This window comes from Deltaproteobacteria bacterium (genome assembly GCA_020845895.1).
Classification (GTDB): domain Bacteria; phylum Lernaellota; class Lernaellaia; order JACKCT01; family JACKCT01; genus JADLEX01.
This window is the reverse complement of the sequence record JADLEX010000137.1, coordinates 1-26268: the sequence shown is the minus strand read 5'-3', so window position 1 is coordinate 26268 and position 26268 is coordinate 1. Positions and strand designations below refer to the sequence as shown.

21 protein-coding genes, 1 tRNA gene and 1 pseudogene are annotated in these 26268 nt (G+C 63.2%); 10 read left to right on the top strand and 13 right to left on the bottom strand.

What is annotated here, in order from left to right; translation table 11 throughout:
* Both IT350_18530 and IT350_18525 read right to left on the bottom strand, forming a co-directional pair.
* Positions 1-623: Crp/Fnr family transcriptional regulator (locus tag IT350_18530; GenBank protein ID MCC6160054.1), on the bottom strand; the 623-nt coding region annotated here is incomplete at its 3' end.
* A 124-nt stretch (positions 624-747) separates the two neighbouring features.
* Positions 748-1062, bottom strand: coding sequence for a hypothetical protein (locus tag IT350_18525; GenBank protein ID MCC6160053.1), 315 nt, complete (start codon positions 1060-1062; stop codon positions 748-750).
* Between the two features lie 123 nt (positions 1063-1185).
* On the opposite strand from IT350_18525, the gene IT350_18520 reads away from it, so the two are divergent.
* Positions 1186-2373 carry a hypothetical protein gene (locus tag IT350_18520; protein MCC6160052.1) on the top strand — a complete coding sequence of 396 codons (1188 nt, stop codon included), beginning with the start codon at positions 1186-1188 and terminating at the stop codon, positions 2371-2373.
* Here the strand turns inward: IT350_18520 and IT350_18515 are convergent.
* Positions 2334-3167, bottom strand: coding sequence for a hypothetical protein (locus IT350_18515; GenBank protein ID MCC6160051.1), 834 nt, complete (start codon positions 3165-3167; stop codon positions 2334-2336). The two genes, IT350_18520 and IT350_18515, sit on opposite strands and share 40 nt — an antisense overlap.
* 125 nt (positions 3168-3292) lie before the next feature.
* On the opposite strand from IT350_18515, the gene IT350_18510 reads away from it, so the two are divergent.
* Positions 3293-3364: transfer RNA gene (locus tag IT350_18510), tRNA-Thr, on the top strand.
* A 111-nt stretch (positions 3365-3475) separates the two neighbouring features.
* Here the strand turns inward: IT350_18510 and IT350_18505 are convergent.
* The 3 genes from IT350_18505 to typA all read right to left on the bottom strand — a co-directional run bounded on the left by IT350_18505 (position 3476) and on the right by typA (position 7872).
* A complete protein-coding gene (locus IT350_18505; protein ID MCC6160050.1) occupies positions 3476-3838 on the bottom strand; it encodes a hypothetical protein in 363 nt (120 codons plus the stop codon).
* A 240-nt stretch (positions 3839-4078) separates the two neighbouring features.
* Positions 4079-5839 carry an AAA family ATPase gene (locus IT350_18500; GenBank protein ID MCC6160049.1) on the bottom strand — a complete coding sequence of 587 codons (1761 nt, stop codon included), beginning with the start codon at positions 5837-5839 and terminating at the stop codon, positions 4079-4081.
* A 167-nt stretch (positions 5840-6006) separates the two neighbouring features.
* Positions 6007-7872 (bottom strand): translational GTPase TypA, encoded by a 1866-nt coding sequence (gene typA, locus IT350_18495; GenBank protein ID MCC6160048.1) that lies wholly within the window; start codon positions 7870-7872, stop codon positions 6007-6009.
* 218 nt (positions 7873-8090) lie between these two features.
* Here typA and IT350_18490 point away from each other — a divergent pair, with 218 nt between their 5' ends.
* Both IT350_18490 and IT350_18485 read left to right on the top strand, forming a co-directional pair.
* Positions 8091-9302, top strand: coding sequence for an AgmX/PglI C-terminal domain-containing protein (locus IT350_18490; protein ID MCC6160047.1), 1212 nt, complete (start codon positions 8091-8093; stop codon positions 9300-9302).
* A 79-nt stretch (positions 9303-9381) separates the two neighbouring features.
* On the top strand, positions 9382-11340 hold the full coding sequence (locus IT350_18485; protein MCC6160046.1) for a hypothetical protein: 1959 nt from the start codon (positions 9382-9384) through the stop codon (positions 11338-11340).
* Positions 11341-11347: 7 nt separating this feature from the next.
* Here IT350_18485 and IT350_18480 read toward each other — a convergent pair.
* The 3 genes and pseudogenes from IT350_18480 to gap form a co-directional block, all read right to left on the bottom strand.
* Positions 11348-12100 (bottom strand): annotated as a pseudogene (locus IT350_18480) (triose-phosphate isomerase).
* A 7-nt stretch (positions 12101-12107) separates the two neighbouring features.
* Complete coding sequence (locus IT350_18475; GenBank protein ID MCC6160045.1) at positions 12108-13295, bottom strand: phosphoglycerate kinase; 1188 nt, start codon at positions 13293-13295, stop codon at positions 12108-12110.
* Positions 13296-13427: 132 nt separating this feature from the next.
* Entirely contained in the window at positions 13428-14480 is a 1053-nt protein-coding gene (gap, locus tag IT350_18470) for a type I glyceraldehyde-3-phosphate dehydrogenase (protein MCC6160044.1), read from the bottom strand.
* A gap of 426 nt (positions 14481-14906) precedes the next feature.
* Between gap and IT350_18465 the strand changes: the two genes are divergently transcribed.
* The 4 genes from IT350_18465 to IT350_18450 are packed head-to-tail and all read left to right on the top strand — an operon-like array spanning position 14907 to position 17312.
* Positions 14907-15572 (top strand): energy-coupling factor ABC transporter permease, encoded by a 666-nt coding sequence (locus IT350_18465; protein MCC6160043.1) that lies wholly within the window; start codon positions 14907-14909, stop codon positions 15570-15572.
* Positions 15557-15871: a PDGLE domain-containing protein gene (locus tag IT350_18460; protein MCC6160042.1), complete on the top strand. Its 315-nt coding sequence runs from the start codon at positions 15557-15559 to the stop codon at positions 15869-15871. Before IT350_18465 ends, IT350_18460 begins: the two co-directional genes overlap by 16 nt.
* The gene (gene cbiQ / locus IT350_18455; protein MCC6160041.1) at positions 15868-16608 is read left to right on the top strand and encodes a cobalt ECF transporter T component CbiQ; all 741 of its coding nucleotides are present in this window, start codon (positions 15868-15870) and stop codon (positions 16606-16608) included. The genes IT350_18460 and cbiQ overlap by 4 nt, the downstream gene beginning before the upstream one ends.
* On the top strand, positions 16551-17312 hold the full coding sequence (locus IT350_18450; protein ID MCC6160040.1) for an energy-coupling factor ABC transporter ATP-binding protein: 762 nt from the start codon (positions 16551-16553) through the stop codon (positions 17310-17312). Before cbiQ ends, IT350_18450 begins: the two co-directional genes overlap by 58 nt.
* 5 nt (positions 17313-17317) lie before the next feature.
* Here IT350_18450 and IT350_18445 read toward each other — a convergent pair whose 3' ends face one another.
* From IT350_18445 to IT350_18430, 4 genes are read right to left on the bottom strand one after another with little or no spacing between them, the layout of a single operon-like run.
* Positions 17318-18301, bottom strand: a complete 984-nt coding sequence (locus IT350_18445; protein ID MCC6160039.1) for a hypothetical protein — start codon at positions 18299-18301, stop codon at positions 17318-17320.
* Positions 18298-18654, bottom strand: coding sequence for a zinc ribbon domain-containing protein (locus IT350_18440; GenBank protein MCC6160038.1), 357 nt, complete (start codon positions 18652-18654; stop codon positions 18298-18300). Before IT350_18440 ends, IT350_18445 begins: the two co-directional genes overlap by 4 nt.
* A complete protein-coding gene (locus IT350_18435) occupies positions 18655-19497 on the bottom strand; it encodes a diaminopimelate epimerase (GenBank protein ID MCC6160037.1) in 843 nt (280 codons plus the stop codon).
* Between the two features lie 40 nt (positions 19498-19537).
* Complete coding sequence (locus IT350_18430) at positions 19538-20125, bottom strand: hypothetical protein (GenBank protein MCC6160036.1); 588 nt, start codon at positions 20123-20125, stop codon at positions 19538-19540.
* A gap of 260 nt (positions 20126-20385) precedes the next feature.
* On the opposite strand from IT350_18430, the gene IT350_18425 reads away from it, so the two are divergent.
* Positions 20386-22746, top strand: coding sequence for a hypothetical protein (locus IT350_18425; protein ID MCC6160035.1), 2361 nt, complete (start codon positions 20386-20388; stop codon positions 22744-22746).
* A 70-nt stretch (positions 22747-22816) separates the two neighbouring features.
* A partial coding sequence (locus IT350_18420; GenBank protein ID MCC6160034.1) for a hypothetical protein occupies positions 22817-26268 on the top strand: 3452 nt, incomplete at its 3' end.

Here is a 26268-nt window from a genome sequence, read left to right as displayed (position 1 = left end):
CCGCCGCCGACCCAGTGATGTCTCCGGAAGTCGCCGAGCACGCGGATCGCGGTTTCCACGGTCGTGCCGGAGATCGCGGCGACATCCCGCCGTCGGATCGGAAAGCCGAAGCGTACGAGTGCGCCGTTTTCGTTGCCGGCGCGCTCCGCAAGACGCACGAGACACTTCGCGACGCGGCGGTCGACCGAGTCGGTGGCCATCGCGTGCATGACGTCATGGGCGGCGCGCAGACGCGCGGCGAGATCGAGCGTCAGTTCGAAGCCGACTTCGGGGAACTCGCGAAAAATACGCAGGAACTCGTCGTGAGGAATGAGCAGGACGTGCGCGGACGAGAGCGCCGTCGCGCTGGCCGAGTACGGATGTTCGGAAAACGTCGCGAGTTCGCCGAAGACGTCCCCCGCGTGCACGATCCGCAAAATGACCTCGCGCTCGCCCTTCGCACGCTTCCAGAGCTTGACGTGGCCCGCGAGAAGAATCGGGAACCAACTCGGGGGATCGCCCTCGCGAAACACATGCTCGCCTTCGGCGTAGGTCCGCTCTTCGGACGCCTTCTCGATGAACGACAACGCCCGGTCGTCGAGACCCGAAAAAACAAAGACGTTCGTCAGCAAGTGTCTGCGCATACGACCCGAACACCCAGGAATGGAAATCCCAACGGCGAATGATACCACGTTCATGATCGTTGCAACATTGATCGGCGTCAAAAACGCCAAACGACGTCGAATACCGTGACCGCCCGGCGGCGGGTCAGGAAGCCTCGGGGATGGCGCCTTCCTCGATATTGAAGCATTCCGCGAGTTCGCGGCACCCATCCGCGCGAAGCCCGCAGTCCGTCAACCAGTCGGACAGGTCTTCAGCCCATGTCGCGCAGTCGGCGATCGCCAATTCGTCGGCGAACCCGCATGCGTCCAATTTGTCGCACAGGATCTCGCGACGCTCGGCGTTCGTGGTTTCATCCTCGTCGGGATCTTCCCGGCAGGCCGCGGCGATGGTGACGACGGACATCAGAACACAGGCGACGACGAGCGCTCGGCCGAACTTTCGGATCGATGGGCGGAGCAAGCGGAATCCCTTCGGGAATCGATGGCGCACATGGCGAATCGGTGATTTATACGTCGCGCCGACCGGGGAAGACAAGTCCGCCCCGTCGTGATAGACGCGAAAACTCCGAAATCGAGGAGTCCGATGCCCAGCTTCTTTCTCCATTCCATGATCGTTCGCGCCGGCTTCGAGAGGATTCGCGTGCGCCGCGCGGCGCCGGTCGCCATCGTCGCGACGATCCTTGCCTTGCTCCTCGCGCAGCCTGCACGCGCCGCGGGCGAGGTGCTGTGCATGGTCCTGGATTCGCAGCCTGCCGTGCTGGACGAATCGACCTACGCGGCCATCCACAAAGGGCTGTGCGGATCGAAGACGGTGGAACCCGGCGACAAGGAGCGCGACGACGTGCGTTCGCTCATCCTGTTCGCCATCGCGTCCGGCAACATGAAGACGGTCGACATGATTCTCGATACGCGCGGCGTGGCGCGACTGCTCTACAGCCTCCACTCGGCGTCGGATGGACTCGTCACGCACAGCATCTTCGCTTACGACCCGCAGCGTGCGATCACGGCGCTCGGCGGTCGAACCTGGGATCTGGAAAAGAAGAGCGTCAACGGCAACGAGCAATTTGCACGAGAGGCGGGACGATTCGCGCAGAACCAACTGGCGGCTCGTCCCGCGATCGAGGAACTCGCCGGCAAGGGCGGACGGCTCGGCGTCGAGATCGCCTCGATCGTCAACCACATTTCCGAACCGACGCAGTTCATGCGTCCTTCGGTATCGTTGAGCGCTCCCGAGCGAGCGACCGTCGAGGCGATTCTGAAGAGCGAAAAGCTCGTCTGGCCGGGACCCTGCCGTGATCTGGCCTGGTGCGCGTTCCATCTCCTCACCGGAGACGACAAGTCGGCCGTCGCGGCCTGCGATCGCTGGGCGAAGGCGAGTCCGAAAACCTTGGCGGATATCACGCGCGCGAATCTGTTTCTCGCCACGCACCGGTACACAGACGCACTCGCCGCCGCCGACGCGGCGGACCGCGCGCTGGGCTTCGATCTCTTTCTGTTTTCCCGTTCCTGGGCTCTGGCGGGACTCAGTCGCGAAAAGGACGCGCAGACCGTGTTTTCCGCGTTCGTGAACCGAAACGGAGCGGCGTGGGAGAAGTCCGTGCTCGGGATCATTGCCGCCGCGCACGCCGCCGGCGATACCCGCAATCGCGACATCCTGGCCGGACTCGCGACACGGGCGGGAATCAGCAAGGACGGACGCGCGGCTCTCGAGTCCCTCGCGGTCCCTTCGGCTCACTCCACGCCGAAATCGTCCCCCGAGTCGGTCAAGTAAGCCACGCAGTTCACCAGCAACGCGCTTCCGGTGTCGTTCAATTGATCCGCCGAGAGGTCGAGGCCCCACGACATATATTTGGAGTCCTCGAGAAGAATCCCGCCGCGCGATTCGTCAAACTCCCTCGTGGCGATGACCTTGACTCCGGCGGGAACGGGATCGAGGTTCACGCCGAACAGGTCCGTGGCCGTATTCAGAACGTCGAGCGAGTCGCCGTCGGCGAGGAACTCCGAAAAATCGACCGGCTCGGTGAACACGGGATGCGACGCGTCCGGCACGGTGAAGGTGTCCTGAAAGTCGTAGATGATGCCGTTGGTGTTCGCGAAGCTCGATTCGAGCCCCATGAGTTCGAAGAGTTGCAGGCCGCCCGAGCCCATGCCGATGATCGGCAGGCCGGTATCCGCGAGGAATTCCGCCGTCGCCGCGTCCTGCCAGATCGTGAACGCGTCGACAAGGATGAGATCGGCCGTGTCGACCGCGGTTTCCGGCATGTCGGTGAGCAGCACGTTGTAGGATTGCCACCCCACCTCGTCGAACAGCGAGGCATAGACGTCGTTTGCCCAGACCGAGGACTGGAACACCGTCGCGACGGTCACGATCCCGTCGTCGGTGTCGTCATCCGTGTCATCGTCCGCGTCATCATCGTCGCCGCCGCCGGTGGTCGTACTGGAACCGCCGGGCGTATTTCCGTTCACGGTCGCATCCTCGTCGTCTTCTCCCTTCGCGCAACCGAGAACGGTCGCGACGAACAGGGACATCAGCAGGGCGAAAATTCCCAGTTTCGCGCTTGTCATTTCGTCTCCTCCACATCCGAATTGTAAACGCCGCGTCCGGCAGGGTAAAGCCCGATTCGGCTTGCGTTTTCAATCGGAATCCGTATGATGCGCGCGCTTCGGGCTTGCCCGATGTTCGTGTTTTTGCCGCCGTAGCTCAGGGGTAGAGCACCTCCTTGGTAAGGAGGTGGTCGGTGGTTCGATTCCACTCGGCGGCTTCCCGCGATACCCCCGATCAACCCGTATCAAGCGAAGAGCCGAGCTTTCGCCCGGCTCCTCATCTATCGCACTATCCCTCGTCATTACAGAGGGACGCCAGCCATGGAACGTCAGACGGTGTCGTCGTCGGCAGTGTCGTCGTCCGCGGTGTCATCGTCGGCGGTGTCATCATCAGCGTCGTCATCAGCGTCGTCATCGGACGTATCGTCGTCCATGTCATCATCCACGTCGTCGTCCGCATCATCATCAGCGTCGTCATCGGCATCGTCGTCGCCGGTATCGTCGTCGGCGTCGTCGTCTGCGTCATCGTCGGCGTCGTCGTCAGCGGAATCGTCATCGGCGGCGTCATCATCCGAACTGGAATCATCATCGTCGTCGTCATCGTCATCTCCGCACGCCACCGCGAGGGCCGAAAGGCCGGACAGGGCGAGAACGAGGGTGAGAATCAGAAACAAATTGCGATTCGACTTCATTTCAGCACTCCTTGTGGATTCATCGGCATCATCGCCTCCACGGTCCAGCTCAATCAGCAGCTTCCGTGCCAAAGAGCGCATTCCGAACCCAAGCGCCCGAATCGACGTCGAATTTTCAGTAGCGTCCCGCGCCGGGAAGACTTGGAGGGGGGATCATCGCCTCAGATTTCTGAAAACCGTCGCGGTTTTTGCGGAGTTTTCGCGTACGCGGTCGCTCGGGCGACAGGAAGCGCCGCCGGATCACTCGACGATCAGGCGCAGTTCCCGCACTCGCCTCGCCACGTCGGGACGCGACAGTTCGCTCCACGGCTTCGGAATCAGCTTGCGGCTCGTGCACTCCATGACGGCAACGAGCGTCTGGTACTCGACCTCCTCGGCGTACACCGGAGGGATGAAGTCCGCGAAAGCTCCCTCGAAGTCCGCGCGCTCGACGCCCGCGGAACCACGCGCCGCCGCCGCGCTCTTGGCGCGGATCAACAGCGCCTCGAGATCCGCGCCCGAGAGCTTCGGCGATCCAGCGCGGACGTACAGGGCCTCGATGTCCGCAGGCGAGAGCGGCGTGGCGACACGATTTTTTTTGAGCAACACCGCGTAGAACTCCGCGCGCTCTTCGGCCGTTGTCGGCGGGAAGAGTGCGACGTGCTCCTCGGCGCGCCCCTGACGTTTGATGTCGACGGGCAGCAGATCCGGCCGACACGTCAGCAGGAACCACAGGATTTTTCCCCGATGCGCCGTGTCGCTCATGAACGAAGCCAAGGCCGAGAACACCCGCCCGCTGGTGCCGGAATCGCCCGACGCGCCGCGGTCGCCGAAAAACGCGTCGGCCTCGTCGATGATGACCGCGAGCGGTCCCATCGCCTTGAACACCGTGAGAAGTTTCTGCAGAGTCGCTTCGGTTTGCCCGACCCACTGACTGCGGATATTCAGGATCTTCACGCACGGGATGCCGACTTCGCCCGTGAAGCACGTTGCCAGGAACGTCTTGCCCGTCCCCACCGGCCCGGCCACGAGCCACCCCATCGGCAACACGTCGAGCGCGCCCTGTCTCAGCAGCCGCGCGGCGGTGCGCAGTTGCTCCTTCGCCTCCCGGCAACCCGCCACCATGTCCAGCGTGTGGCGCGACTGAACGAACTCGATCAGCCCGTGGCACTCGGCTTCGATCAGTTCCTTCTTTCGTCGCGAGAGCGAGTCGATCTGGATCTTCCGATTCATCCGCAACGACTCGGCGAGGATCTGCCGGACGTGCGTGAGCGACAAGCCCGCGGTGAGTTGCGCGACGGCCTCGGCGGACAGTTCGCAGATCTCGGAGAAATCCCGGCCTTCGGTTTCGGCGGCGATGAACGCGCGGCGCTCGTCCACGTCGGGCAGCTCGATCTCGATCAGATCCGTGAAGGGGTTGGACACGAGGTGCGCGTTCAGCTCCGCGAGTTGCTCGGTGATGAGCACGATCGTCACGTCGCCGCGCAGGAACTGCGCGTCGCGCGACCACCGGCGCAGCGTCGTCAGGCACGAGCGGTCCGCGTCGCCCAGATGACCCGCTTCGCCCGACGGCGCGACCTGCTCCGCGTAGTCCAGGATGAACGCGACGCCCTTGCCCTCGCCCACCCGCGTGTGGATGTAGCGCTCCACGAGACGCAGCACCGTCGGCGCGTCCTGTGGCCACGCGGCCGCGTAGCGCGTCCCCGCGACCGTGTCGTAGGCTTTGCAGAACGCCTCGAAGTCCTTCTTCGCCTGCGCATCAGGGATCACGAGGCCGCGCGATCGGTCGAAGTAGATGACCGCGCCGCGTCGAGCGAAAAGCCACTTCTCCAGAAATTCCTCGAGCGGCACGTAACGCACGCGTCCCGCCTCGTCGAAGGGGACGAGGTCGCGCACCGCGCCGTGCAAGATGAACTGGCTGACGGTGCTCGTGAAATACCGGTCCGCCATACGCTTCGCGAACGCGGGCTCAATGCGGCTTTGCGGGGTCGTCTGCGTGTCCAAACTCGGTACTCCGTTCATCGCGTTCTATCCCAAGCATACGGCGACGGCCCGCGCGTGGAAATCCCGTGAACTGCGTCAGGCGATTCCTCAGCCGATTCAAAATATGCGGAGGTTGAAATCGATGTCTTCGTCCGGGCGGCGCGGGTCATTCGCCGGCGGCGACGACCGACTACGGGAAAGTTGCCTTAGACGGCCGAAGCTTCTTCGGACGCCTTGCCGGCTTTGACGAGAGCGCGCTTGCGTTCGTTGTGGTCGAGAACGCGCTTGCGGACGCGGATCGACTTCGGAGTGAACTCCACGAGTTCGTCGTCGTTGATGAACTCGATCGCTTCTTCGATGGTCAGCGATTTGTGGGGTTTCATGACGTTTTTTTCGTCGGCGCCCGCCGCGCGGATATTCGTCAGTTTCTTCGTCTTGCCCGGATTGACGACGAGATCGTTTTCGCGCGTGTGAACGCCGATGACCTGACCCGCGTAAACGCGCACGCCCGGCGGCACGAAAAACACGCCGCGATCGTCGAGCTTCCACAGGGCGTATGTCACCGTCACGCAGTCTTCCTGGGCGATCAACGCACCGTTCGACCGATCCTTCAGATCCCCCGCCCACGGCGCGTATTCCGCGAAGATCGCGTTGAGGACTCCGCTCCCCCGGGTCTCCGTCAGAAATTTCGAGCGGTAGCCGATCAGTCCGCGCGTGGGAATGATGAACTCGACGCGCGAGCGGCCCATGCCGACATCCCGCATCTGCGTCATGCGGCCGAACCTTTGGCTGAGGGACTCGATCACGGTTCCCACGTGCGCGTTTTCGACATCGGCGGTGACGGTCTCATACGGTTCCAGTAAATGCCCCGCCTCGTCCACACGGGTGACCACCTTCGGCCGCGACACCATGAATTCATATCCCTCGCGGCGCATGGTTTCGATGAGCACCGAAAGATGCAGCTCCCCGCGCCCGCTCACGGTAAACGTGTCGGGGGAGTCCGTACTCTCCACGCGCAGCGAGACGTTGGACTTCCGCTCCCGGGTGAGCCGTTCGGCGACCTTCGCGCTCGTGACGAATCGGCCTTCCTGGCCCATCGTCGGGGAGGTGTTCGTCATCATGGCGATGCTCACCGTGGGAGCATCGACTTCGAGCATGGGCAGTACCCGGGGAAAATCCACCGACGTGATGGTTTCGCCGACGTTGAGCAGATCCATCCCCGTGATCGCGACGATGTCACCCGCCACACCTTCGTCGAGCGCCATGCGGCGCAGTCCGCGATAACCGAAGACCTGATTGATCCGGAACACGTCACCGTGCCCACTCTCTCGCACGATCATGGCACGCTCGCCGGGCCGGAACACGCCGGACTCGACGCGGCCGATCGCCATGCTACCGACATACTCGTCGTGATCGAACGTCGTCACCTGAAGAGCCGGCGCGGCGGTGGGATCGACGTTCGGCGGCGGCACATGCTCGCAGATCCGTTCCAGCAGCGGCGTCAGGTCGCGCGGATCGTCGCCGAGGGCGCGGACGGCGTAACCCTGTTTCGCCGAGGCGTAGATGACGGGGAAATCGCATTGGTCGTCCGTCGCACCCAGCGAAATGAAAAGATCGAGCACGGCGTCCACCGCGGCGGGCGGATCGCACCCGGGACGGTCGATTTTGTTGATGACCACGATCGGATGAAGCCCGCGCGCGAGGGCTTTTTTGGTGACGAATCGCGTTTGCGGCATCGGCCCCTCGAACGCATCGACGAGAAGCAGGACCGAATCGACCATGCGCATCACGCGCTCGACCTCGCCGCCGAAATCGGCGTGCCCGGGCGTATCCACGATGTTGATGTGAAAATCGCCGAATTCGACCGACGTGCACTTGGAGAGAATCGTGATCCCGCGTTCGCGTTCGAGCTCGCCGCTGTCCATGGCTTGCTCGATATTCCCCTCGTTTCGCTCGAAACTCCCGGTCTGGGCGAGCAATTTGTCGACCAGCGTCGTCTTTCCGTGATCGACATGGGCGATGATCGCGATGTTGCGAATATTGCGTGCGGTGCGCGGGACGGGTGCATTCATCTTTTCGTTCCCATTTCCTAAAGGCCGCGCAATCTGACCCCGACCGCACGCGCCGTCAAGCCGGGTTGATCCCCCCGGAAAATTGACACTTTTGGCCCGCGAGATTCGGAATCCTCCCGGATTTGGCGGCCTCCCGGGGAGTGTCAGTGTCTCGGAGACTCTTGATTAACGGACCGTTTCAGGACTAACGTAATTCGATTTTCGGGGTAGTGCGTCCCTTGTTGAAAGTGCGTGGAATACGGCGCGTTTCGTTCGTCGTCATCGCGGCTTTGCTCGCGACGCTGGCCGTCGCGTGGGCGTCGGGGTACGATCCGGCGGCGACGCAGGTCATGACCGCGCGTCAGATGTACGATCAGGCGTTCGCGCTGGTGAAACAGGGCGATCAGGCGGGCGCGCTCGAGACGCTCATCACGCTCTTTCAGCGCTATCCACGCACTTCCTGGGCGATCAAGGCGCGCGGGCTCTCCCGCTCGCTGGAGGCGCAGATCAGCAAGGCGTACGACCCGCAGGAAACTCTCGCGGCTTACGCCTTCAAAGAGCCGGAGAACCTGAGCACGGCGGGCTCCGAGGACCTGCAGAAAATGGCCGAGGAGGTTTTGTCCAGTCCGGAGGTCGCGGAAGAGCTTCTCGCGCCGCCGCCCTCGCCCAAGCCGACCGCCGCGCCTGTTGCGGTCGCGGACGCGCCGCCGGTCGTGATGCCCGCCATTGTCCCGCCCGCGTCCACCGTGGGCACGGTCGAAGAGGCGAAGTCCCCGCCGAAACCCGCCGCGCCGGCTCCCGTGCCGGTGGTCGTCGCCGCGCCTATACCGGTTTCGACGCCCAAACCCGAACCGCCCGCTCCGGCACCGCCAACCGTCGTGGCTGTCGCGCCGATCCCCGCAGCGACGCCGGAGCCGAAACGCGAGGAACCGAAGCCCACGCCCGCGCCGATCGCGACGCCGGAGCCGCCCGCGCCCAAACCGGCGGCCATCGCCGCGCCGCTTCCCGTTCCCGTGCCGACGCCCGCACCGACGCCGCTGCCGACTCCGCCGCCCACACCCGCACCGACACCGAAGCCCGTCGCTGTTCCGCCCCCGGCCACGGGCACGCAGGTCGCGTCCGTCGCGCCGCTCCCGCCGGTCGCCACGGGTCCGACGGGGAAAAGTTCGCTGACCAATCAGGACATTCAGGCCGTTCTCGCCGACAAGGTCGTGCCGATCCGTTTCTGTTTTATGAAGGGCCTCGAGGAGAACCCGCAGATGTCCGGCGAGGCGATCATGATGTTTACCGTCGAACCAAACGGGATTGTCTCCAAGGCGAGCATCTCCAAATCGACGCTCAATTCGCCGACCGCCGAAGACTGCCTCGAACGCCGCGTCATGCGCCTGCAATTCCCGGCCTTCGACGGGCCTGCCGTCACGAAGCAGGTTCCCTTCCGCTTCACGCACTGACCGCCAGGGTTTCCTTCGTCTTCGTCCGCGCGCCGATTCCTGCTAACATTCGTCCATTCGAATTCGCGGAGAGACGACCATGCCCGTGCGGAATCGCTGGTGGGCGGTGCTGAGTCTTTTGACGTTTGGTCTGTTCGCGACCGGGTGCGGCGGCGGCGACACCTCATCGGACGACAACCCCGATGGCGACGGATCGGATGACGATCTCGGGGATGACGATGCGGTCGATGACGACGCGGATCTGAAGACCGACGCCCGGGCGGCGCTGGATCGCGCGGTGGAGTTTCTGCTCAAAGCGCAGGCCGATGACGGCTATTGGGAAGGCAGCTTCGAGACCGACACGTCATTCACCGCGGACTACATCCTGCTGATGCACTACGTCGGCCGCGTGAACGAGGCGCGCCAGGCTAAGGCGGTGCGCTACATCCTCGACCACCAGAACGCCGACGGCGGCTGGAGCGCCTATCCGGGCGGGCCGAGCGTGGATTACATCACCGTGCTCGACTATCTCGCGCTCAAGCTCGCGGGGCTCGGTACCGACGACCCGGCGATGAGTGCGGCACGCGCGTTCATTCTTGCGGGCGGCGGGGCCGAAACGGCGAACCGACTCGTGCAGACGCGCCTCGCGCTCTTCGGCCAGGTGCCGTGGAATCGGATGATTCCGTTCAACACGAACTTCATGCTCGTCGAGGAGTGGCTGTACCGCGTGGGCTACTACCACTCGGTGCTGATTCCGTTTCTCGTGATCTACGAAAGCGGTCATGCGGTGATCCCGCCGCCCGGGCGCGAAATCGCGGAGATCTTCGTGAATGACCCGTTCGACGGCGAACCAAACGACCCGCCGCCGGCGGGCTGCTGCGAAGGCGTGGCGATCGACTGGATCCTCGAACGCCAGGAGGAGGACGGCAACTGGGCGGGTGTGTTCATCAACACGATGTATTCGATGATCGCCCTCGCCTCCACCGGCGACGCCGCGTACGACGAGGCGATCGACCGCGGCCTGGAGGGCGTGGAGTCGTTCCAGACCGAGGACGAGGACACGATCAATCAACAGTTTAGCCAACCGCCGGTCATGGACACCGCGTACGTGCTCCACGTGCTGCTGGCGTCGGGCGTGCCGCCCGGCGATTCGGCCATCGTCCGCGCGGTGGACTGGCTCGTATCGAAACAAACGACGGTAGTCGGCGATTGGGTCCACAACAACCCCGAGGGCGAGCCCGGCGGCTGGAGCTTCGAGCACTTCAACCAGTACTACCCCGACGTGGATTGCACCGTGATGGTGCTCGACGCGTTCGCGCTGCTCGATGACGCCTCGCGTGATGACATCAGCGAGTCGATGACGAAGGGCCTCGCGTGGGCGCTGTCGATGCAAAACGACGATGGAGGCTGGGCCGCGTGGGACAAAAACGCGCTCGACCCCGCCGCGATCTTCGCGTTTCTCGCGGACGAAATCTGGGTGCCCGAGGATCTGAGCTGGGCCGATCTCACCGCGCGCACCGTGCTCGCCCTCGCGAGTCTCGACGCGGTCGATTTCGCGGACAGCGGCGAGGCGCTCGCACGGGGAATCGAGTTTTTGCGAGCGAAGCAGGAACCGAGCGGCTCGTGGTGGGGGCGATGGGGCACGAACTACGTTTACGCGACCGGGCAGGTGTTGCAGGCGCTCGTCGCGGCCGGCGTGCCAATGGACGACGAAGCGATCACGCGCGGAACGCACTGGCTGCGGACCAAGCAGAACGCCGACGGCGGTTTCGGCGAAACACCTGAGTCTTACGTCGACCCGGCGCTGGCGGGCGAAGGACCGAGCACGATCTTCCAGACGGCGTACGCGGTGATCGGGCTCATGGCCGCGACGCCTGGGGACGACCCCGACATCGATCGAGCGGTCGCGTTCCTCCTCGACGAGCAGTTGGCTGACGGCTCCTGGTACGACGAGGAATTCCTCGGGACGAATCTGCCCGCGTATTGGTATGCGCGTTACGACATGCTCTCGACGTACAAGGCTGCGTACGCGCTGGCGACCTACCTGAACCGCGAATGATCGCCGCTTAGCGGTGATTCACAATGCGCGCGAAGGTGTCCGCCTTGAGCGAGGCGCCGCCCACGAGTGCGCCGTCGATATCCGCGCACCCCATGAGCTCGTCCACGTTTTCCGCCGTGACCGATCCGCCGTACTGGATGCGAATGCCGTCCGCGACGGACGCGCCGAAGAGGTCCGCGAGGATCCCCCGGATGTGCGCGTGGACCTCCTGCGCCTGTTCGGGCGTGGCGACCTTGCCGGTGCCGATCGCCCATACCGGTTCGTAAGCCACGACGATTTTTGCGCCATCCTCCGGCGTAAGGTCCGCGAGGCCTTCGCGCACCTGCGTCTCGACCAGGGCCAGCGTGCCGCCCGCTTCGCGCACCTCCAGCGGCTCGCCCACGCAGTAGATCGGCGTGAGCCCCGCCGCGAGCAGCGCCTTCACCTTCGCGTTGCAGCCGGCGTTCGTCTCGGCGTGGAACTGCCGACGCTCCGAATGCCCGACGAGGCCGTAAGTCGCGCCGCAGCTCGCGATCATCGGCACCGACACGTCGCCGGTGAACGCGCCCTTGGCCTCGGCGCGGCACTCCTGCGCGCCGACGCCGATGCGGCTGCCGGCAACCTCGCGCACGACCGCGTCGATGAAGGGCGACGGCGGAATCAGCACGACATCGCGATCATCGACGTCGCCCACCGCGGCGCGAAGCTGCCGGGCGAGTTCGCGCGCCGACGCGAGGTCGGTGTTCATCTTTCAGTTGCCGGCGAGGATGGTGCGTCTCATGTGTTCCTCATGATTCCAGCGCGGCGATGCCGGGCAGAACGCGGCCTTCGAGCAGCTCGAGCGACGCGCCGCCGCCCGTGGAGATGTGACTGATTTTGTCGGCGACGCCAGATTTGTGGATCGCCGAAACCGAATCGCCGCCGCCGACCACGGAGAGGCCGTCAGCCTTCGCCACGGCCGCCGCCACGGCGAAGGTGCCGTGCGAGAATTCCTCGATTTCGAACACTCCCATCGGGCCGTTCCAGATGACCGTCTTCGCCTCGGCGATGACCTTCGCGAACGCCTCGCGCGTCGCCGGTCCGATGTCGAGCCCCATTTCATCCTCGGCGAATCCGCCCGCGCCGACCACGCGATGCGCCGCGCCGGCTTCGATCTTCGTCGCGGCCACGTGATCCGTCGGGAGGTGAATCGCCACGCCCTTGCTCTTCGCCGACTTGAGAATCTCGCCCGCGAGTGTGAGCTTGCCCTCTTCGACAAGGCTCTTGCCGACGTTTTCGCCAAGTTGCTTGAGAAACGTGTAGGCCATTGCGCCGCCGATGACGATCGCGTCCACCTTGTCGAACAGGTTCTGAATGACGCCGACCTTGTCGGAGACTTTCGCTCCGCCGAGGATCGCGATCACGGGGCGCGCCGGTTTGTCCAGCGCCAGCTTGAACGACTGCAATTCCTTGCGCATCAGAAACCCGGCGCATTTGATCGGAACGATTCGCGCCAGCGCGTCGATCGATGCGTGCGCGCGATGCGACGATCCGAACGCGTCGTTGACGTAGGCGTCCGTGAACTCGGCCCAGGACTTCGCGAGTTCGGGGTCGTTTTTCTTTTCGCCCGGATGGAAGCGGACGTTTTCGAGCACCATCACCTCGCCTTCCTTGAGCTGCTGCGCCTGAAAACGCACGCCGTCCGAGATCACCTCGGGCGCCTGGATCACATCCTTGTCGAGCAGTTGCGCGAGCCGCGCGGAAACCGGCATCAGCGAGTACTTTGGGTCCTTCTGGCCGTCCTTGGGTCGCCCCAAATGGCTCGCCACGACCACGCGCGCCCCATGGCGCAGGAGATACGTGAGCGTCGGCAGCACGGCCTGGATGCGTGTGTCGTCGGTGATGTTCTGGTGCTCGTCGAGGGGGACGTTGAGGTCGGCGCGCAGGAAAACGCGCTTTCCGGCGAATTCGAGGTCATCGATATACTGGACGGTCATGGTTCCCTCGCTGATTCCGCGTGGTTAGTCCGCCTGTCATAACAAAGAAGGGGGCGATGCCCGCCCCCGTTCTCGAAGTCCTTCAGGAAGCGCGATTCGCTCCGTCGCCGCCCGCGGAGGCTCGACCGCCGACTAGAGCGAATTTCCCATCTTCTCGGCGAGATCCACGACGCGGCACGAATAGCCCCACTCGTTGTCGTACCACGACATGATCTTCACGCATTTGTCGCCGATCATCTTCGTCAGCGGAGCATCGAAAGCGGAACTGTGCGAATCGCCCTGGAAGTCGATGCTGACGAGTTCCTCGTCCACGTAACGAAGGATGCCCTTCATCCGGTCCGATTCCGCCGCCGCCTTCATAACCGCCTTGACCTCGTCGGCTGTCGTAGCTTTGTCGAGTGTTGCCGTGAGATCGACGAGGCTGACGTTGGGAGTGGGCACGCGAATCGCGCCGCCGTCGAGCTTGCCCTTGAGGTCGGGGATGACGAGGCCGACCGCGCGCGCCGCGCCCGTCGTGGTCGGGATCATCGACACCGCCGCCGCGCGAGCCCGGCGCAGATCCTTGTGCGGCAGATCGAGCAGGCGCTGGTCGTTGGTGTAGGCGTGGATCGTCGTCATGAGCCCCGAGAGGATCTTGAAGTTGTCGTGCAGCACCTTCGCCACGGGGGCGAGGCAGTTCGTGGTGCAAGAGGCGTTGCTGACGATGTGGTGTTTCGCCGGGTCGTAGAGATCGTCGTTGACGCCCAGCACGAACGTGGCGTCCACGTCTTCCTTGTCGTAGCCGAATTTCGCCAATTCCTCGGGCGTGCTCTTTTTCGAAGGCGCCGAGAGGATGACTTTTTTCGCGCCGCCCTTGATATGCTGGTATGCCTTGGCCGGGGAGAGAAAAAGCCCTGTGGATTCGATCACGACCTGCACCCCGCGGCTCGCCCAGTCGAGCGCCGCGGGGTCCTTTTCCGACAGGACCTCGACCTTCTTGCCGTCGATGACGAAATGGCCGTCCGCGGCGGCGACGGAACCGGCGTAAGTGCCCATCACCGAGTCGTACTTGAACAGATGAGCCAGCGTCTTCGTGTCGGTCAGGTCGTTGACCGCCACCACCTCGATCTTGCCTGTCGCCATCGCGCGGCGCAGAACCGCGCGCCCGATTCGTCCGAATCCGTTAATCGCCACACGCACGGCCATGCCGACCCTCCCGGGCGTTCGATGGGACGCCCAACTCGTGAATCGTGTCCTTCGCTGGGGCTCGCGAATCCATTTTCTGTGGGTATTCTTACTTCTATGGATTCGCCGGACCGCCGGAAACACCGAGCGGCTTCCCCCCGACTTGCCGACTTGCGGACCGTTTAGCACCTTCGCCGGGCGAAATCAAGCGCCAAAATTTGACCTGTGCGAACGTTTTCGCAACAATTCCAAGACCTTGCGGATGTTTCTGCTACCTTGTAACCGTCCGTTATTGTTAGCTGAAAAACACGCCGAGACGTGGACCCGATGCAGTTTTTCGTTGACGAAAATGGGCGCCGGTATTACGATTGCCGCGATTTTCATATCGGCTCGTCCGCGTAGGCGGCGGCGGCCCAATTCGATATCGGCTTCGTTCCGAGGATCGCCATGCACATTCCCGATGGGTTTCTCAGCGCCCCCGTCACGGTCGCGACCGCCGTCACCGGCATCGCCGCGGTTTCCATCGCGTTTCAAAAGGTTCGCGGCGAACTCGGTCCGGCGCACGTCCCCCTCGTCGGAACGACCGCGGCATTCGTTTTCGCCGCTCAGATGATCAACATCCCCGTCGCGGCGGGCACGAGCGGCCACTTTCTGGGAGCGACGCTCGCCACGGTTCTGCTCGGGCCCTCGGCGGCGATCGTCGTCATGACCCTCGTGGTTGCGATTCAGGCGCTGCTCTTCGCCGATGGCGGCGTGCTCGCGCTCGGCGCGAACATCCTGAACATGGCCGTCGTTCCGCCCCTCGTGACCGTCGCGATTCTTCGAATCGCCGGAACGAGCGGTTTCGGGCGATCGGTCCCCTTGCCCGCACTTAGTGCATTCGCGGGGTGGGTTTCGGTCTTCATCGCGAGTGGGCTGTGCGCGACGCAGGTCGCGCTGTCGGGGCGCGCGCCGTGGGGGCTCGTCATGCCGGCGATGCTCGGCTGGCACGTGCTGATCGGCCTGATCGAGGCGGCCATCACCGCCTCGGTGATCTCCACCGTCGCCGCGATCCGGCCCGATCTGATTCCGGATTCCCGGCCCGGTGCCGTCGACGCATGGGTGACGCCATGACGCGCACGATCGGATTCGCGCTCGCCGGGCTCGTCGTCGCCGCTGCCGTGGCTGTCGTGGCCTCGCCGTTCGCATCTTCAGCCCCCGACGGACTCGAGCGCGTCGCCGAAGATTTCGCGTTCGCCGATCACGCCGCGAATAGCGCCCCCGCGACGGCCATGCTTCCCGATTACGCGGTACCCGGCGTCGCGTCGCCCCGGTGGTCCACCGCACTGGCCGGCCTCGCCGGAACGTTCGCCACGTTCGGGATCGGCATCGTCGTCAGCCGAACGCTCGCGAATCGAAAACGCGGCTCGTGAGTTCCGCGACGCCGCATGGGCCGGGGCCGGACGAGCGCGTGCGCGTGCTGGCGCTTCTGGGCGTTCTGGCCGTGTGCGTCGCGACGCCTGCGTCGCGTCACGCCGCGCTGGTGATGAACATTCTTTTTCTCGTGTGCCTCGGCGTTGCATGGCGGGCGAGTTGGCGCGCCGGCGGCGCGCGCGTGCTCATCGTTCTGCCCGTCATCGCCGCCGTGACCCTCTGGCTTCCCTTCGTGCCGCCGCCTGCTCCCGAAACGCCCACCGTTTGGCTCGGTCTGCACATCTACCCCTCCGGCGTTCACACCGCGATCGGCGTCGCACTCAAGGTCTTCGCCGCCACGGGCGCGGCCGTGCTGCTTTCCGCGACCGTACCCACGGACCGGCTCTGGGCGAGTCTTGCGTGGATGCGCGTTCCGCCGTCCCTCGTCACCGGTCTCGTCGTGACGTTTCGCTCGATCCACGTGCTGGCCGAGGAGGTGCGCCGGATGCGCCACGGGCTCGTCGCGCGCGGGTATCGCGGCCGAAGCTTTCGCGAAATCCGGTCGATCGGGCGGCTCATCGGTGCGCTCTTCGTCCGCAGCCATGAGCGGCAGGAGCGCATGTACTCCGCGATGGTCGCGCGCGGTTTCGATGGGCACGTTCGCCCGGCGCCCTTCCCCGCTCCCCTCGGCGCGAAGGGATGGGTTCAGGCCGGTGCAATCGTCTTCGCCGGCGCGGCGCTGGGGCTTTTCGCGTGACGACCGCCATCATCGAGATTCGCGGTCTGACGTACGACTACCCCGACGGGACATCCGCGCTCGCGGAAGTTCATCTGCGCGTCGATACAAACGAACGCATCGCGATCGTGGGCGCCAACGGTGCGGGAAAATCGACCTTGCTCCGGCACATCGCGGGACTCGTGCCCTCGCGTGGGTGCGTTTTGGTCGAGGGATGCGATCCTTCGCGACGAAAGAACCCCATGGATATCGGTCGCGTGGGTCTCGTTTTTCAGGATCCGGATGACCAACTTTTCTGTACGACGGTCGGCGAAGATGTCGCTTTCGGCCCGCGCAATCAACGTCTCGCGGACAACGTCGTCGCGGAACGCATGCGGCGCGCCCTCGCGGACGTGGGACTCGGAGGATTGGAGCGGCGCGTGCCGCACCACCTGAGTCTGGGTCAGAAAAAGCGGGTTGCCATCGCGGCTGTGCTGGCGATGTCGCCGCGCGTGCTCGCCTTGGACGAACCCACGGGGCACCTCGATCCACGCGGTCGCCGGGAGATCGCGGAACTTTTGGCTGCGATCGGTGGAACGCAGATCGTGGCGACGCACGATTTCGATCTCGCGCGCCGCCTGTGCAACCGCGCGGTCGTGATGAAGGACGGTCGGATCGTCGCCGAGGGGTCGTGTTCCGACGTGCTGGCGGACGCGGGTCTGATGGCACGCGCGGATCTTGTCTGACCGCGCTACGGAGCGGCCGGCTCCCCCGTTCCCAAGAGGCGCGGAACCCACGCGAACTGCGCGGGAATCGGCGCGGGGTCGAGCGGGACTTCGCCGCGATCGACAAACGTCGCGCCGGGACGCGGAATCTCGTAAATGCGAATATGGGCGCCGTCCCTCGGCCCGAAGACGACGGCGATGAATCCGCCGTCCGGGGAAAAACTCAGCGATACCGGGTCGCGACCGGCGTCGCCCTCGTTCGATTTCGCGAACTCGAACGCGCTCTCGGTCGTCCCTCCCGAGAAGCCTCGGGCCAGGAAACGCGAGGGCGTGAGAACCGCGAATCGCTCGTAGAGACGATCGACCGCGAGATCGACGATGGCCTCATCGGATCGCCAGACCGGCGGCAGGGACACTCCCGGCGGGACCGCCGGCACCAGCGGGTCGGTCACGGCGTATGCCGCGAAGGCGCGTTCGTCGGCCAGCAAAACCCGATCGACCCCCGGGCCAAATTCCGTCGATGTGATTCCGTCGGCGACCCGTGCGCAGTGGCGCGAGCCCTTTGCCAGATGCGCCGCACGATCACCCGTGGCGTCGCGCGTCGTGAAGACCACCTCCTCACCGCTCGCCGAAAACGCGGGGCCGCGCCAGTAGGTGGGAACATCGGGGTATCCCGCCTGGCACAGCGCTTCGACGGTCCCTGTCACCAAATTGCGCGACAGCAGAGCGCGGACGCCTTCTGGTCCAGTGGCGGCGTAGACGACACTCCGGCCCGATCGATCCACGGCAAGGTCGCCTTCCGCGCCGCCCGAGACGAGGGTGCGCGACCGCTTCGTATCGAAGTCCCACGCCACGACGCGGCCGGCTGCGTCCGAATAGACCAGAACCCCCGTCGGCGCAGGTGCGCGCGAACACGCGGAGAGCGTCGCGATACACGCGGCGAGTGCAGTAAAACACGCGAACGCAACGGCGACCGGCGCGAAATCGAATCTTGCGTGGGGCGGATTCACGAACTCAGAACGATGGGTGACTTGGCCTTTTTCTCGGATTCGGCCGATGCCAGCTTTTTTTCTTCCTCGACGTGCGCCTGGTGGTAAGGGCAAACGCCGCCCGGTGGCTCCGGCCGCTTCATCATTTCCTCGGGAATGAAGGTGACATTGCCCATCGACTTTAGTTCATTGAGTTGTTCGTTGTAGGTTCGTTCCACATGACCGGCGACGCGCGATATGATCTTGTTGATCTTCTTCGAACCGCAGTGCGAGCATTTGCGCCGCCCGAAAAACAGCGGCTGGCGCTCGAACATCTTCTCGCGAAACGCCGATACGCCGCCGCACTTCTCGCATCGAAACTCGTAAAGCGGCATTTATGCCCCCTGCCAGGCTTCGGGCCGAAGTTCGCCGTCGCAGATCCACTGCGTCGGACCTTCGAGCCACGCGTCGGAATTCAGCGGGTCGTCGCCCGAGAAATGCACCGTCAGTGTTTCGCCGGAACGCACTCGCAGATTCACCGGCGCGTTCACCGCGCCGCTTTTCACCAGCATCGTCGCGGCGGCGACGCACCCCGTTCCGCACGCGAGGGTTTCGCCCTCGACGCCGCGTTCGTAGGTGCGGATCACCAAGTCGTGCTCGCCCACGATCTGCACAAAGTTCGCGTTGGTCCCCGCGGGCGCGAATTGCGCCGCGTAGCGAATCTGCGCGCCGAGCGTTTCCACGTCGACCGTGCTCACATCGGCGACCTGAACGACGACATGCGGGACACCGGTGTTGACCATGTGCCCGTTCACGTTTCCCGCCGGCAGGCTGAGCGACACCTCGCGGTCATCGTGCGCGCGGGTGAGGCGCACTTTCACGCGGCGCTCGTCGAGAATCTGCGATTCGATGACACCGGCAACGGTCTGAAACTGCATCGTCTTGCCGGCCAAACCTCGCGCGAACGCAAACCGGCTGACGCAACGCGCGCCGTTGCCGCACATTTCGGCTTCGCCACCGTCGGCGTTGAAGAAGCGCCAGGCGAAGTCAAGTTTCGGGTGGCGTTCGACAAAAATCACGCCGTCGGCTCCGACCGACTGCGCGCGTCGGCAGACCTTGCGGACGAACTCCGGCATCTCCCCCGGCGGAAGAAACGACTGCCGGTGATCGATGATCAGAAAGTCGTTGCCGGTGCCGGCCAATTTGGAAAACGGGACGTTCACGACGCCACTCCGCATTTGTCTCACCGGGGATTGTAGCGCACGCGCGCGCCGGGCGCTATGACGTGGACGAGTCTTTCAAACGCTCGCGCACGAGCGTTTCGAGCTCCTCGACGTCTTTTTCGAGTTGGGCGACTTTTTCGGTCAGGGCGGAGATCGACCGGATTCCGTCGAGAAATCGGCCGACGTTTTCGTCGATGTGGTGTCCGAGGTCCTCAGCCGTCTTTTGGCTGGTCGAATACACCTCGTGGATCAGGTTTTGTCGATCGTCCTCGCCAATCTTACCCCGGTGAACGAGGCGTTCCAGCACCTTCTCCACCTCGCCGCGCGCCTGACCGATCGATTGCAACCCCGGCAGGATCACCCGCTCCACGAAGTCCGTCATGCTGTCCTGACCGACCTGAAGGATCTTCTTGAGGGCCGAAAGCGGCAGGATCGACTTGTCCTTCTTCTCTTCCTCGAAAAGGATCTGCGTGAGCGTCAACGCGGTCAGGTCTTTCTTCGTCCGATTGTCGATAACCTTGACGTCGACGCCTTCTTTCACCATCTCGGCGATTTCGTCGAGGGTGACGTAGCGGCTCGCCTGCGTGTCGTAGAGCTTCCGATTCTGATATCGGCGAATGACGCGCTCTTGCTTGTCCTTCAAGGGATCCTCGCGGGTTCGGACGAATCGCGCATGACTTAACACCCCACCCGCGGGGCGTCAATCGAACCGGTGGCCTCGCACGGCTTCGTCGCGGCGCCGGACCGGTACGCGTTGCCGGCGACCGACCGCCCGTTGCGTGACAAGATTGTGAGGAGACCGACAATCGACTATTTCGTAATTTGCCTTACCGTATTTCGCATGTAAAAGGCGTATCGATTTTATATTGAATTTTATGACCGTTGGGGACAAAGGGAGATGAAGTGGAAACGCGAACCACCGTCACCTTATGCCTCTTGATTGCCCTCGCGGCGGTTTCCGCCTGCGATTGCGAATCGCCCGATTCATCCGACGAAGCCTCGGCGAAGTCGGACGACGACTCCCTCGACGATGATTCCCTGAACGACGACCTCGACGACGACGCGGGCACGACGACCACCACGTCGCCCACGACCACGACGACGGTGGTCATGACCTCTTCGACAACGACGACTTCGCTTCCAGGTTCCGGAACGCCCTGCGACCCATACATCGCGACGCCCGAGGAGATCATCCCGGAGGTTCCCTACGGCCCGTGGCCGGAGTTCAATTTCGACGGGGTGATTTTTCAGCAGATCGTCGCGAGCACCGCGGGCGCGGGACGCAACGACATCCTCGTCGCGCCCGACGGGCGCGTGCGAATCCTCGGCCAAGAGGGCAAGTCGCTCGACGTCTGGTCGATCGATCCGATGACCGGCGACCAGACGCGCGAGACGATCGAGCCCTTCGGCGGCGAAGTGAAAAACATGGACATGGACGCCGAGGGGAATCTGCACGTTGTCTTCACGTACCGGCCTTTCAGCAACGAGGACGTGCGGGAACTGCGTTACGCGACCGACGAGTCGGGGGACTGGGAGATCGCGACGATCCTCGTAGACGACCGGGGTGAGTATCCCGAATTCGACATGGAAGTGGACCCGGATACCGACGTGGTGCACCTCGTCTACAACCAGTTCGAGCGGGACGACGAACGCGTGCATTACGCGACGTGGGACCACGGCGTTTTTTCGACGGAGGTATTGGCGACGCCGCCGCTGTACAGCGGTTGGCTGAACATCGACCTGGACGCGAACGGGAACCCACACGTGATGTACTACGATGACGACGGGATGCATTACTGGCGAAAGACCACTGGGGACTGGGAGGACGAGATCGCGCATCCGGAGATGGCCCCGTGGGACCTGTTTATTGACGCCGAGGGCATCGTGCGCGTGGCGGGGGATGGCGACGCGGATCTTGCGCTCTACAGCGGGTATCGAACCGACGACGGATGGGTTTTTGAAAAGCTGGACGACTGCATCGACATGCTTTCGTCCGTGACGATGGACCGCGACGGGGCCGGAAACCTGCACTTCGTGTATTCGGACCGGCTCGGCCACAACGTGCGTTACGCAACGAACGCGAGCGGGGAGTGGGTCTTCTATCAGATCGGGACGAGCGCGCTGCGCAATGCGCGCAACATGATCTCGGCGGTGGACGCGGGCGGAAAGATTCATATCGTGCATCGGCAGCATTACGACTATCCAATCGCTCTTTTCTACGACACCAACGCGGATGGGACGTGGAAGCGGTACGGAATTGCGGCGAATCATGTTTTTTCAACCGACAAGTCGGTCATGGACGCAGAAGGTGGAATACATTTTCTGTCGACGAGCGACCTCTATAGTCGAATTCATCATGGTTTACTGAAAGATGGGGTATGGTCTCAGGAGTTACTCGACCAAGAACAAGAATCTTATTCGTTTCCTCAAGATGGAGCGATTGCCATTGGTCCTAACGGCGTTTTACATGTCGTTTGGGGAAATGAAGTGGACGGATATTTGCGATACGGAAAAAAGATCGGTAACGATTGGGAGTTTGAGAATATCATGACGGGGCTGAACGGCTTCAGTGACATCCACGTGGCGATTGATGAAGCTGCGTCGCCGCATGTCGCTTTCGCTGGTTCGAACGGCGTTGCCCAGATTTCCCGCTACATTCGCAAGACAGGGCAAGACTGGATCGTCGAAGACATCAACGACACGCTTTTCATCGCCGATTTCATCCTCGACGAGGAAGAGGTTCCGACGGTAGCCTATCGAGGCCCCGTCCCTGTTTCGGATGGGCCAGTCTTGGCGCATAGGATCGGCGCTGACAACTGGGACGAGGAACTGATCGACGAGCTGGCAATTGGGACGAACAGTATCTATTTGCAGAAGGCGACGGATGGGTCGTTGCATGCCTTGGTTGGCGGCATGACCACGGATTATGGATTGTATTATATACATAACGACAGCGGCATGTGGGTGACGGAATCCTTGCCTGTCGCTAATGCCGGCTACCAAGAAGAGAATATGTATATCGACAATGCCGGAACAGCGCATTTCGTTGCAAGCGGCACGCCGGACGGTGAATCTGATGACCTGAGCGGTTTTCATTACATCACCAACCAGTCAGGGCAGATGGAGTGGCATCCAATTCTCGTTGATGAAGTTGAATTTGGATCTGCGAAGTTATTTCGATTAGAAAATGGACGATTTCGGAGCATTGGTTATACCGGGGCATCGACGGTAATGGTCACCTTTGATCCGGACAGTTTGCCATAGGTTTCTCAATTCGGCGCTCGCCGAGTCGTTGAGTACAACTGACCGTCAACCAGAGAAGGAGAGTTTCACCATGAGACGCTTCAACAGGATCGGTGTACCCTTGGCCATATTCGTGATCGCGCTCGGTTACGGAGCAGGCAGCGCGTTGGCGACACCCTGCACGTTCGAAGCCCCGCCGGCAACGCTCGGCGAGCTTTTCTCGGAGTGCGAGGAAATGGCGGGCTGCGAGGGGTTCCGCTTCGAATCGATGACGACCGACTCGGGCTGTTCCGTAATCGACGATTACGTCGGCGACGATGACGACGAAATCGATGACCCATATCACATTCGCGACGACCATTTTGAGATCGACCAGATCGGCGTATTCCGCCTGGGTCTCGATTTCCTGCCCACCGCCGATTCAACCAGGGGCTACAAGCATTTCGCTTCGAACGGAAACAGCACGACGCCCGGCGTCGACGACTGGGGAGAGTACTGTGTCGGAAAAATTCGCTTCACCCGCCTCATCGGAAACCCAAGCCAACTCGGCCCTCCGCTCGTGGACGGGACTGTTTTTGGGTACTTCGCCACGGAACGCCCCGTTGATTCCGAGGGACATCCTCTCGATTGCGTCAAGGACGAGCTTGAGACGCTCGCTCGTCCCGGCGTCCTGTACCTCCCCGGCTTCCGCAATCCCTCTTCGCCCGCCGAAGCCGCGAAGCTGGCCGCGCTGTGGTCAACGAGTTCCTACCAACCGCTTGTCGGAAGCCCAGCGCATCTTGAAAACGCCGGCAAGGTCTTCGTCGTGATGATCGCGCCGCCGTCGCACGTCGCAGCGGACATGTCTCAGGACATCGATCCCAGCGACCTTCCTGCATATGAGGATTTCAACACCATCGTTACCCAAATCAACGTCAGTGCGGGTCGTGAGCCCTCGGGTCCGGGATGGCGCGCTCTGGAGGACGCGCAACACCGCTACCTCCTCGACGGATTTCTGGGTGAGGACCCGGTACAACCCGCGCGCAACTATGCGTGGGCTTTTGGCGAAAGCGCCATGCGCGCCGTCAACCTCTTCGACAAGTTCTTCGAGCCTGCGGGCTGGACCAGCGGAAGCCTCGCCATCGGCGGTTTTTCGGCCGGCGGCTGGCTGGGACTGGTCAGCAACGAGGCGCTGCAGGCGTCCATGTACTCCAACGTCACGATCACCGGGGTCTTCACGTTCGCCGCGCACGGAAGCCTCGACGACAACTTCCGCGTGCCCGGCAACAACATGGGCTACACCATAGTGACCTCGGGCGCGCCGCTGGTCGGCGACGACGCCGCGAATCGGCCCTACATCGCATGGGATTGCGACGGAGATTTGCCCTCGCAGTTCTCGCAGCCCGTTCTCGACCGCATGGAAGCGGGATGCGCGCTGAGCCGCTACTTCAGCCCGCTTCGCTACGATCCGACGTTCGACGAGCGACCGATCCTTCTTGCTCAAGGCTCCGCCGATGAACCGTGGGGTCTTATGGGGCTTCAGCGCACGTTCGAGATGTACCGTTCATATCTCGGCGCTGAGAACGCATTCATGCAGCTTGAGGGGGATGTGGACCACGGGTATTTCCTCGGTGCGCGAGGAGGTTACGGGTTTCTCTACGGAGATTACTTCTGGCACAATGCGTTGTTCCCGTCCGAGGGCGTTATCGACGCCGGCTACGTCGACCTCGACGACCCGCAGACCTTCGATCGACATCTCGACAAGAAGTTCGAGAGTTTCGTGAATGCCGACGCCCTGCACCCCCGTCGTTTGACTCAGGGGTGGAACCGACTGGAAGGGTCGATTCGCAATTTCATTCTGAGCAGTGCCGGCTCCGGCATCGAATCCGAAGAGATCGTCCCACCGCCGCCCTCGCCAATCCGCCCGTCCGATTCCTCACCCGGCGTGGACATCGCGATGTCATCGTACACAGAAGACGGCGACAAGATTTACCGCTACGAAATGACCGCCTGCTACGACGAGGACCTGCCGAACGTGACCGGATACGAAAACGCGGAATTCGAGATCCGATTCATCGCATCTCCTGACCGGTTCTGGCACACGCTGCCCGCGTGCGACGACGAGGAATTTGCGGACCCCAATCCGCCCGATGCAACGTACGTCGTCGATGCGGAGAACGGGAACTACGAATACGAACGGAATTGCGTAAGAAAGGTCGCCGGGCACCCGAAATACAATGACCGCTGCGGGACCGTGGACGGAGACGATTCTGATGTCAGCCTGACCCGCAATGGGTTTCGCGGCGAGCCCGTTGCCCAGAATCCCGAGGGATTGCTGTGCAGCACGTATGCCATCGAGTTTCGCGGGTCGATCGCAGGCATGAATCCTTGGGCGCCGCCAAAACAATTCGCGGCTTGGGCCGAGTTGGTCGTACAGGACGAGAATGACACTCAGCTCGCCAGTTCCACGTCGCCGATCGGCATCAAGACCCTTTCGTCGTTGGGAGAGACGGACGAATTCACGCAATGCGTTCGGTCCATGGACGATTCCGGACTCTTCGGGAGCGCCGTGACGCTCATGGTCGATTTCGGTTTCGCCGAAATGCCGTTCTCCTTCTCCAACACGCCGTCGTGCAATGGAACACCGATCGTGCTCGATGAATGGCCCGAACCCGTCGAGGATCTCGAGGTCCTCGATTTCTCGGGATACAACGTCGAGTTGGATGGCTCCGCGTTCCTCGCAACCGGCGAACGCGGTCTGACGATCACGACCGACTGCGATTTCACGATTCCTTCTTCATCCACGCTCGCCGTGGATGCGGATGACTCCGACGCGCAGCTCACGATCATCGCCCGCAACATCACCATCGACGGCCTTCTTTACAACCGGCCGGAGGAGTCCGCGATGATTCGCCTTGCGGCGCTGGACTCGCTCAACGTCGGTGCGCTTGGCGAGGTCTCGATCCGCAACCTCGACCGCGACGGCTCCACCAAGGGCGGGATCATCTACCTGTCCTCGAACGGGAGCGTGGAGGTCCACGGCGAGCTCAACGCTACTCAGGACGTGGCGGGCGGCCAAATCATTGTGGAGGGACATGACGTCACATACGGGCGGTACGCGGAAATCCACGCGAACGCGGCGACGGGGAATCCGTCGACGGGCGGGGTCATCGCGACGTGGTCTACGGGCGACGTGCTGGTGGATTGGGAGTCGAACGACCCGAGTCAGACGGCCATCTTCACGGCGACCGGCGACACGCAGGACGGATCCATCGACTTCACCGGCTGTTCAGTGGACGAAGACGATGGGACGTACGATCCGACACCTTCTGCAGCCGGTGGAAACTGCCCCCTCACCGACATTCTCGACCTCGAATCCGTCGACTGGTGCGATGGCTACGAGGACAACGACCTGTGCTGCCAGGTCGGCGACCCGTGCGGCTACGGTTACGACGGTGTTTGCCAGTGCGCCGATTCGTGCGAGTGGGACGTGATGGACTGCACCGGCGCGCCGGTGGGCGTGCAGGTCTCGCCGCTCGACGATTCGGAAATGCCCGTCGTCGG

Bases quoted from the DNA above. Each gene is read 5' to 3' on its own strand.
- IT350_18520 (MCC6160052.1), top strand. From the start codon at position 1,186: ATGCCCAGCTTCTTTCTCCATTCCATGATCGTTCGCGCCGGCTTCGAG.
- IT350_18515 (MCC6160051.1), bottom strand. From the start codon at position 3,167: ATGACAAGCGCGAAACTGGGAATTTTCGCCCTGCTGATGTCCCTGTTC.
- IT350_18505 (MCC6160050.1), bottom strand. From the start codon at position 3,838: ATGAAGTCGAATCGCAATTTGTTTCTGATTCTCACCCTCGTTCTCGCC.
- IT350_18500 (MCC6160049.1), bottom strand. From the start codon at position 5,839: ATGAACGGAGTACCGAGTTTGGACACGCAGACGACCCCGCAAAGCCGC.
- typA (MCC6160048.1), bottom strand. From the start codon at position 7,872: ATGAATGCACCCGTCCCGCGCACCGCACGCAATATTCGCAACATCGCG.
- IT350_18485 (MCC6160046.1), top strand. From the start codon at position 9,382: ATGCCCGTGCGGAATCGCTGGTGGGCGGTGCTGAGTCTTTTGACGTTT.
- IT350_18475 (MCC6160045.1), bottom strand. From the start codon at position 13,295: ATGACCGTCCAGTATATCGATGACCTCGAATTCGCCGGAAAGCGCGTT.
- gap (MCC6160044.1), bottom strand. From the start codon at position 14,480: ATGGCCGTGCGTGTGGCGATTAACGGATTCGGACGAATCGGGCGCGCG.
- IT350_18465 (MCC6160043.1), top strand. From the start codon at position 14,907: ATGCACATTCCCGATGGGTTTCTCAGCGCCCCCGTCACGGTCGCGACC.
- IT350_18460 (MCC6160042.1), top strand. From the start codon at position 15,557: ATGGGTGACGCCATGACGCGCACGATCGGATTCGCGCTCGCCGGGCTC.
- IT350_18450 (MCC6160040.1), top strand. From the start codon at position 16,551: ATGGGTTCAGGCCGGTGCAATCGTCTTCGCCGGCGCGGCGCTGGGGCT.
- IT350_18440 (MCC6160038.1), bottom strand. From the start codon at position 18,654: ATGCCGCTTTACGAGTTTCGATGCGAGAAGTGCGGCGGCGTATCGGCG.
- IT350_18435 (MCC6160037.1), bottom strand. From the start codon at position 19,497: ATGCGGAGTGGCGTCGTGAACGTCCCGTTTTCCAAATTGGCCGGCACC.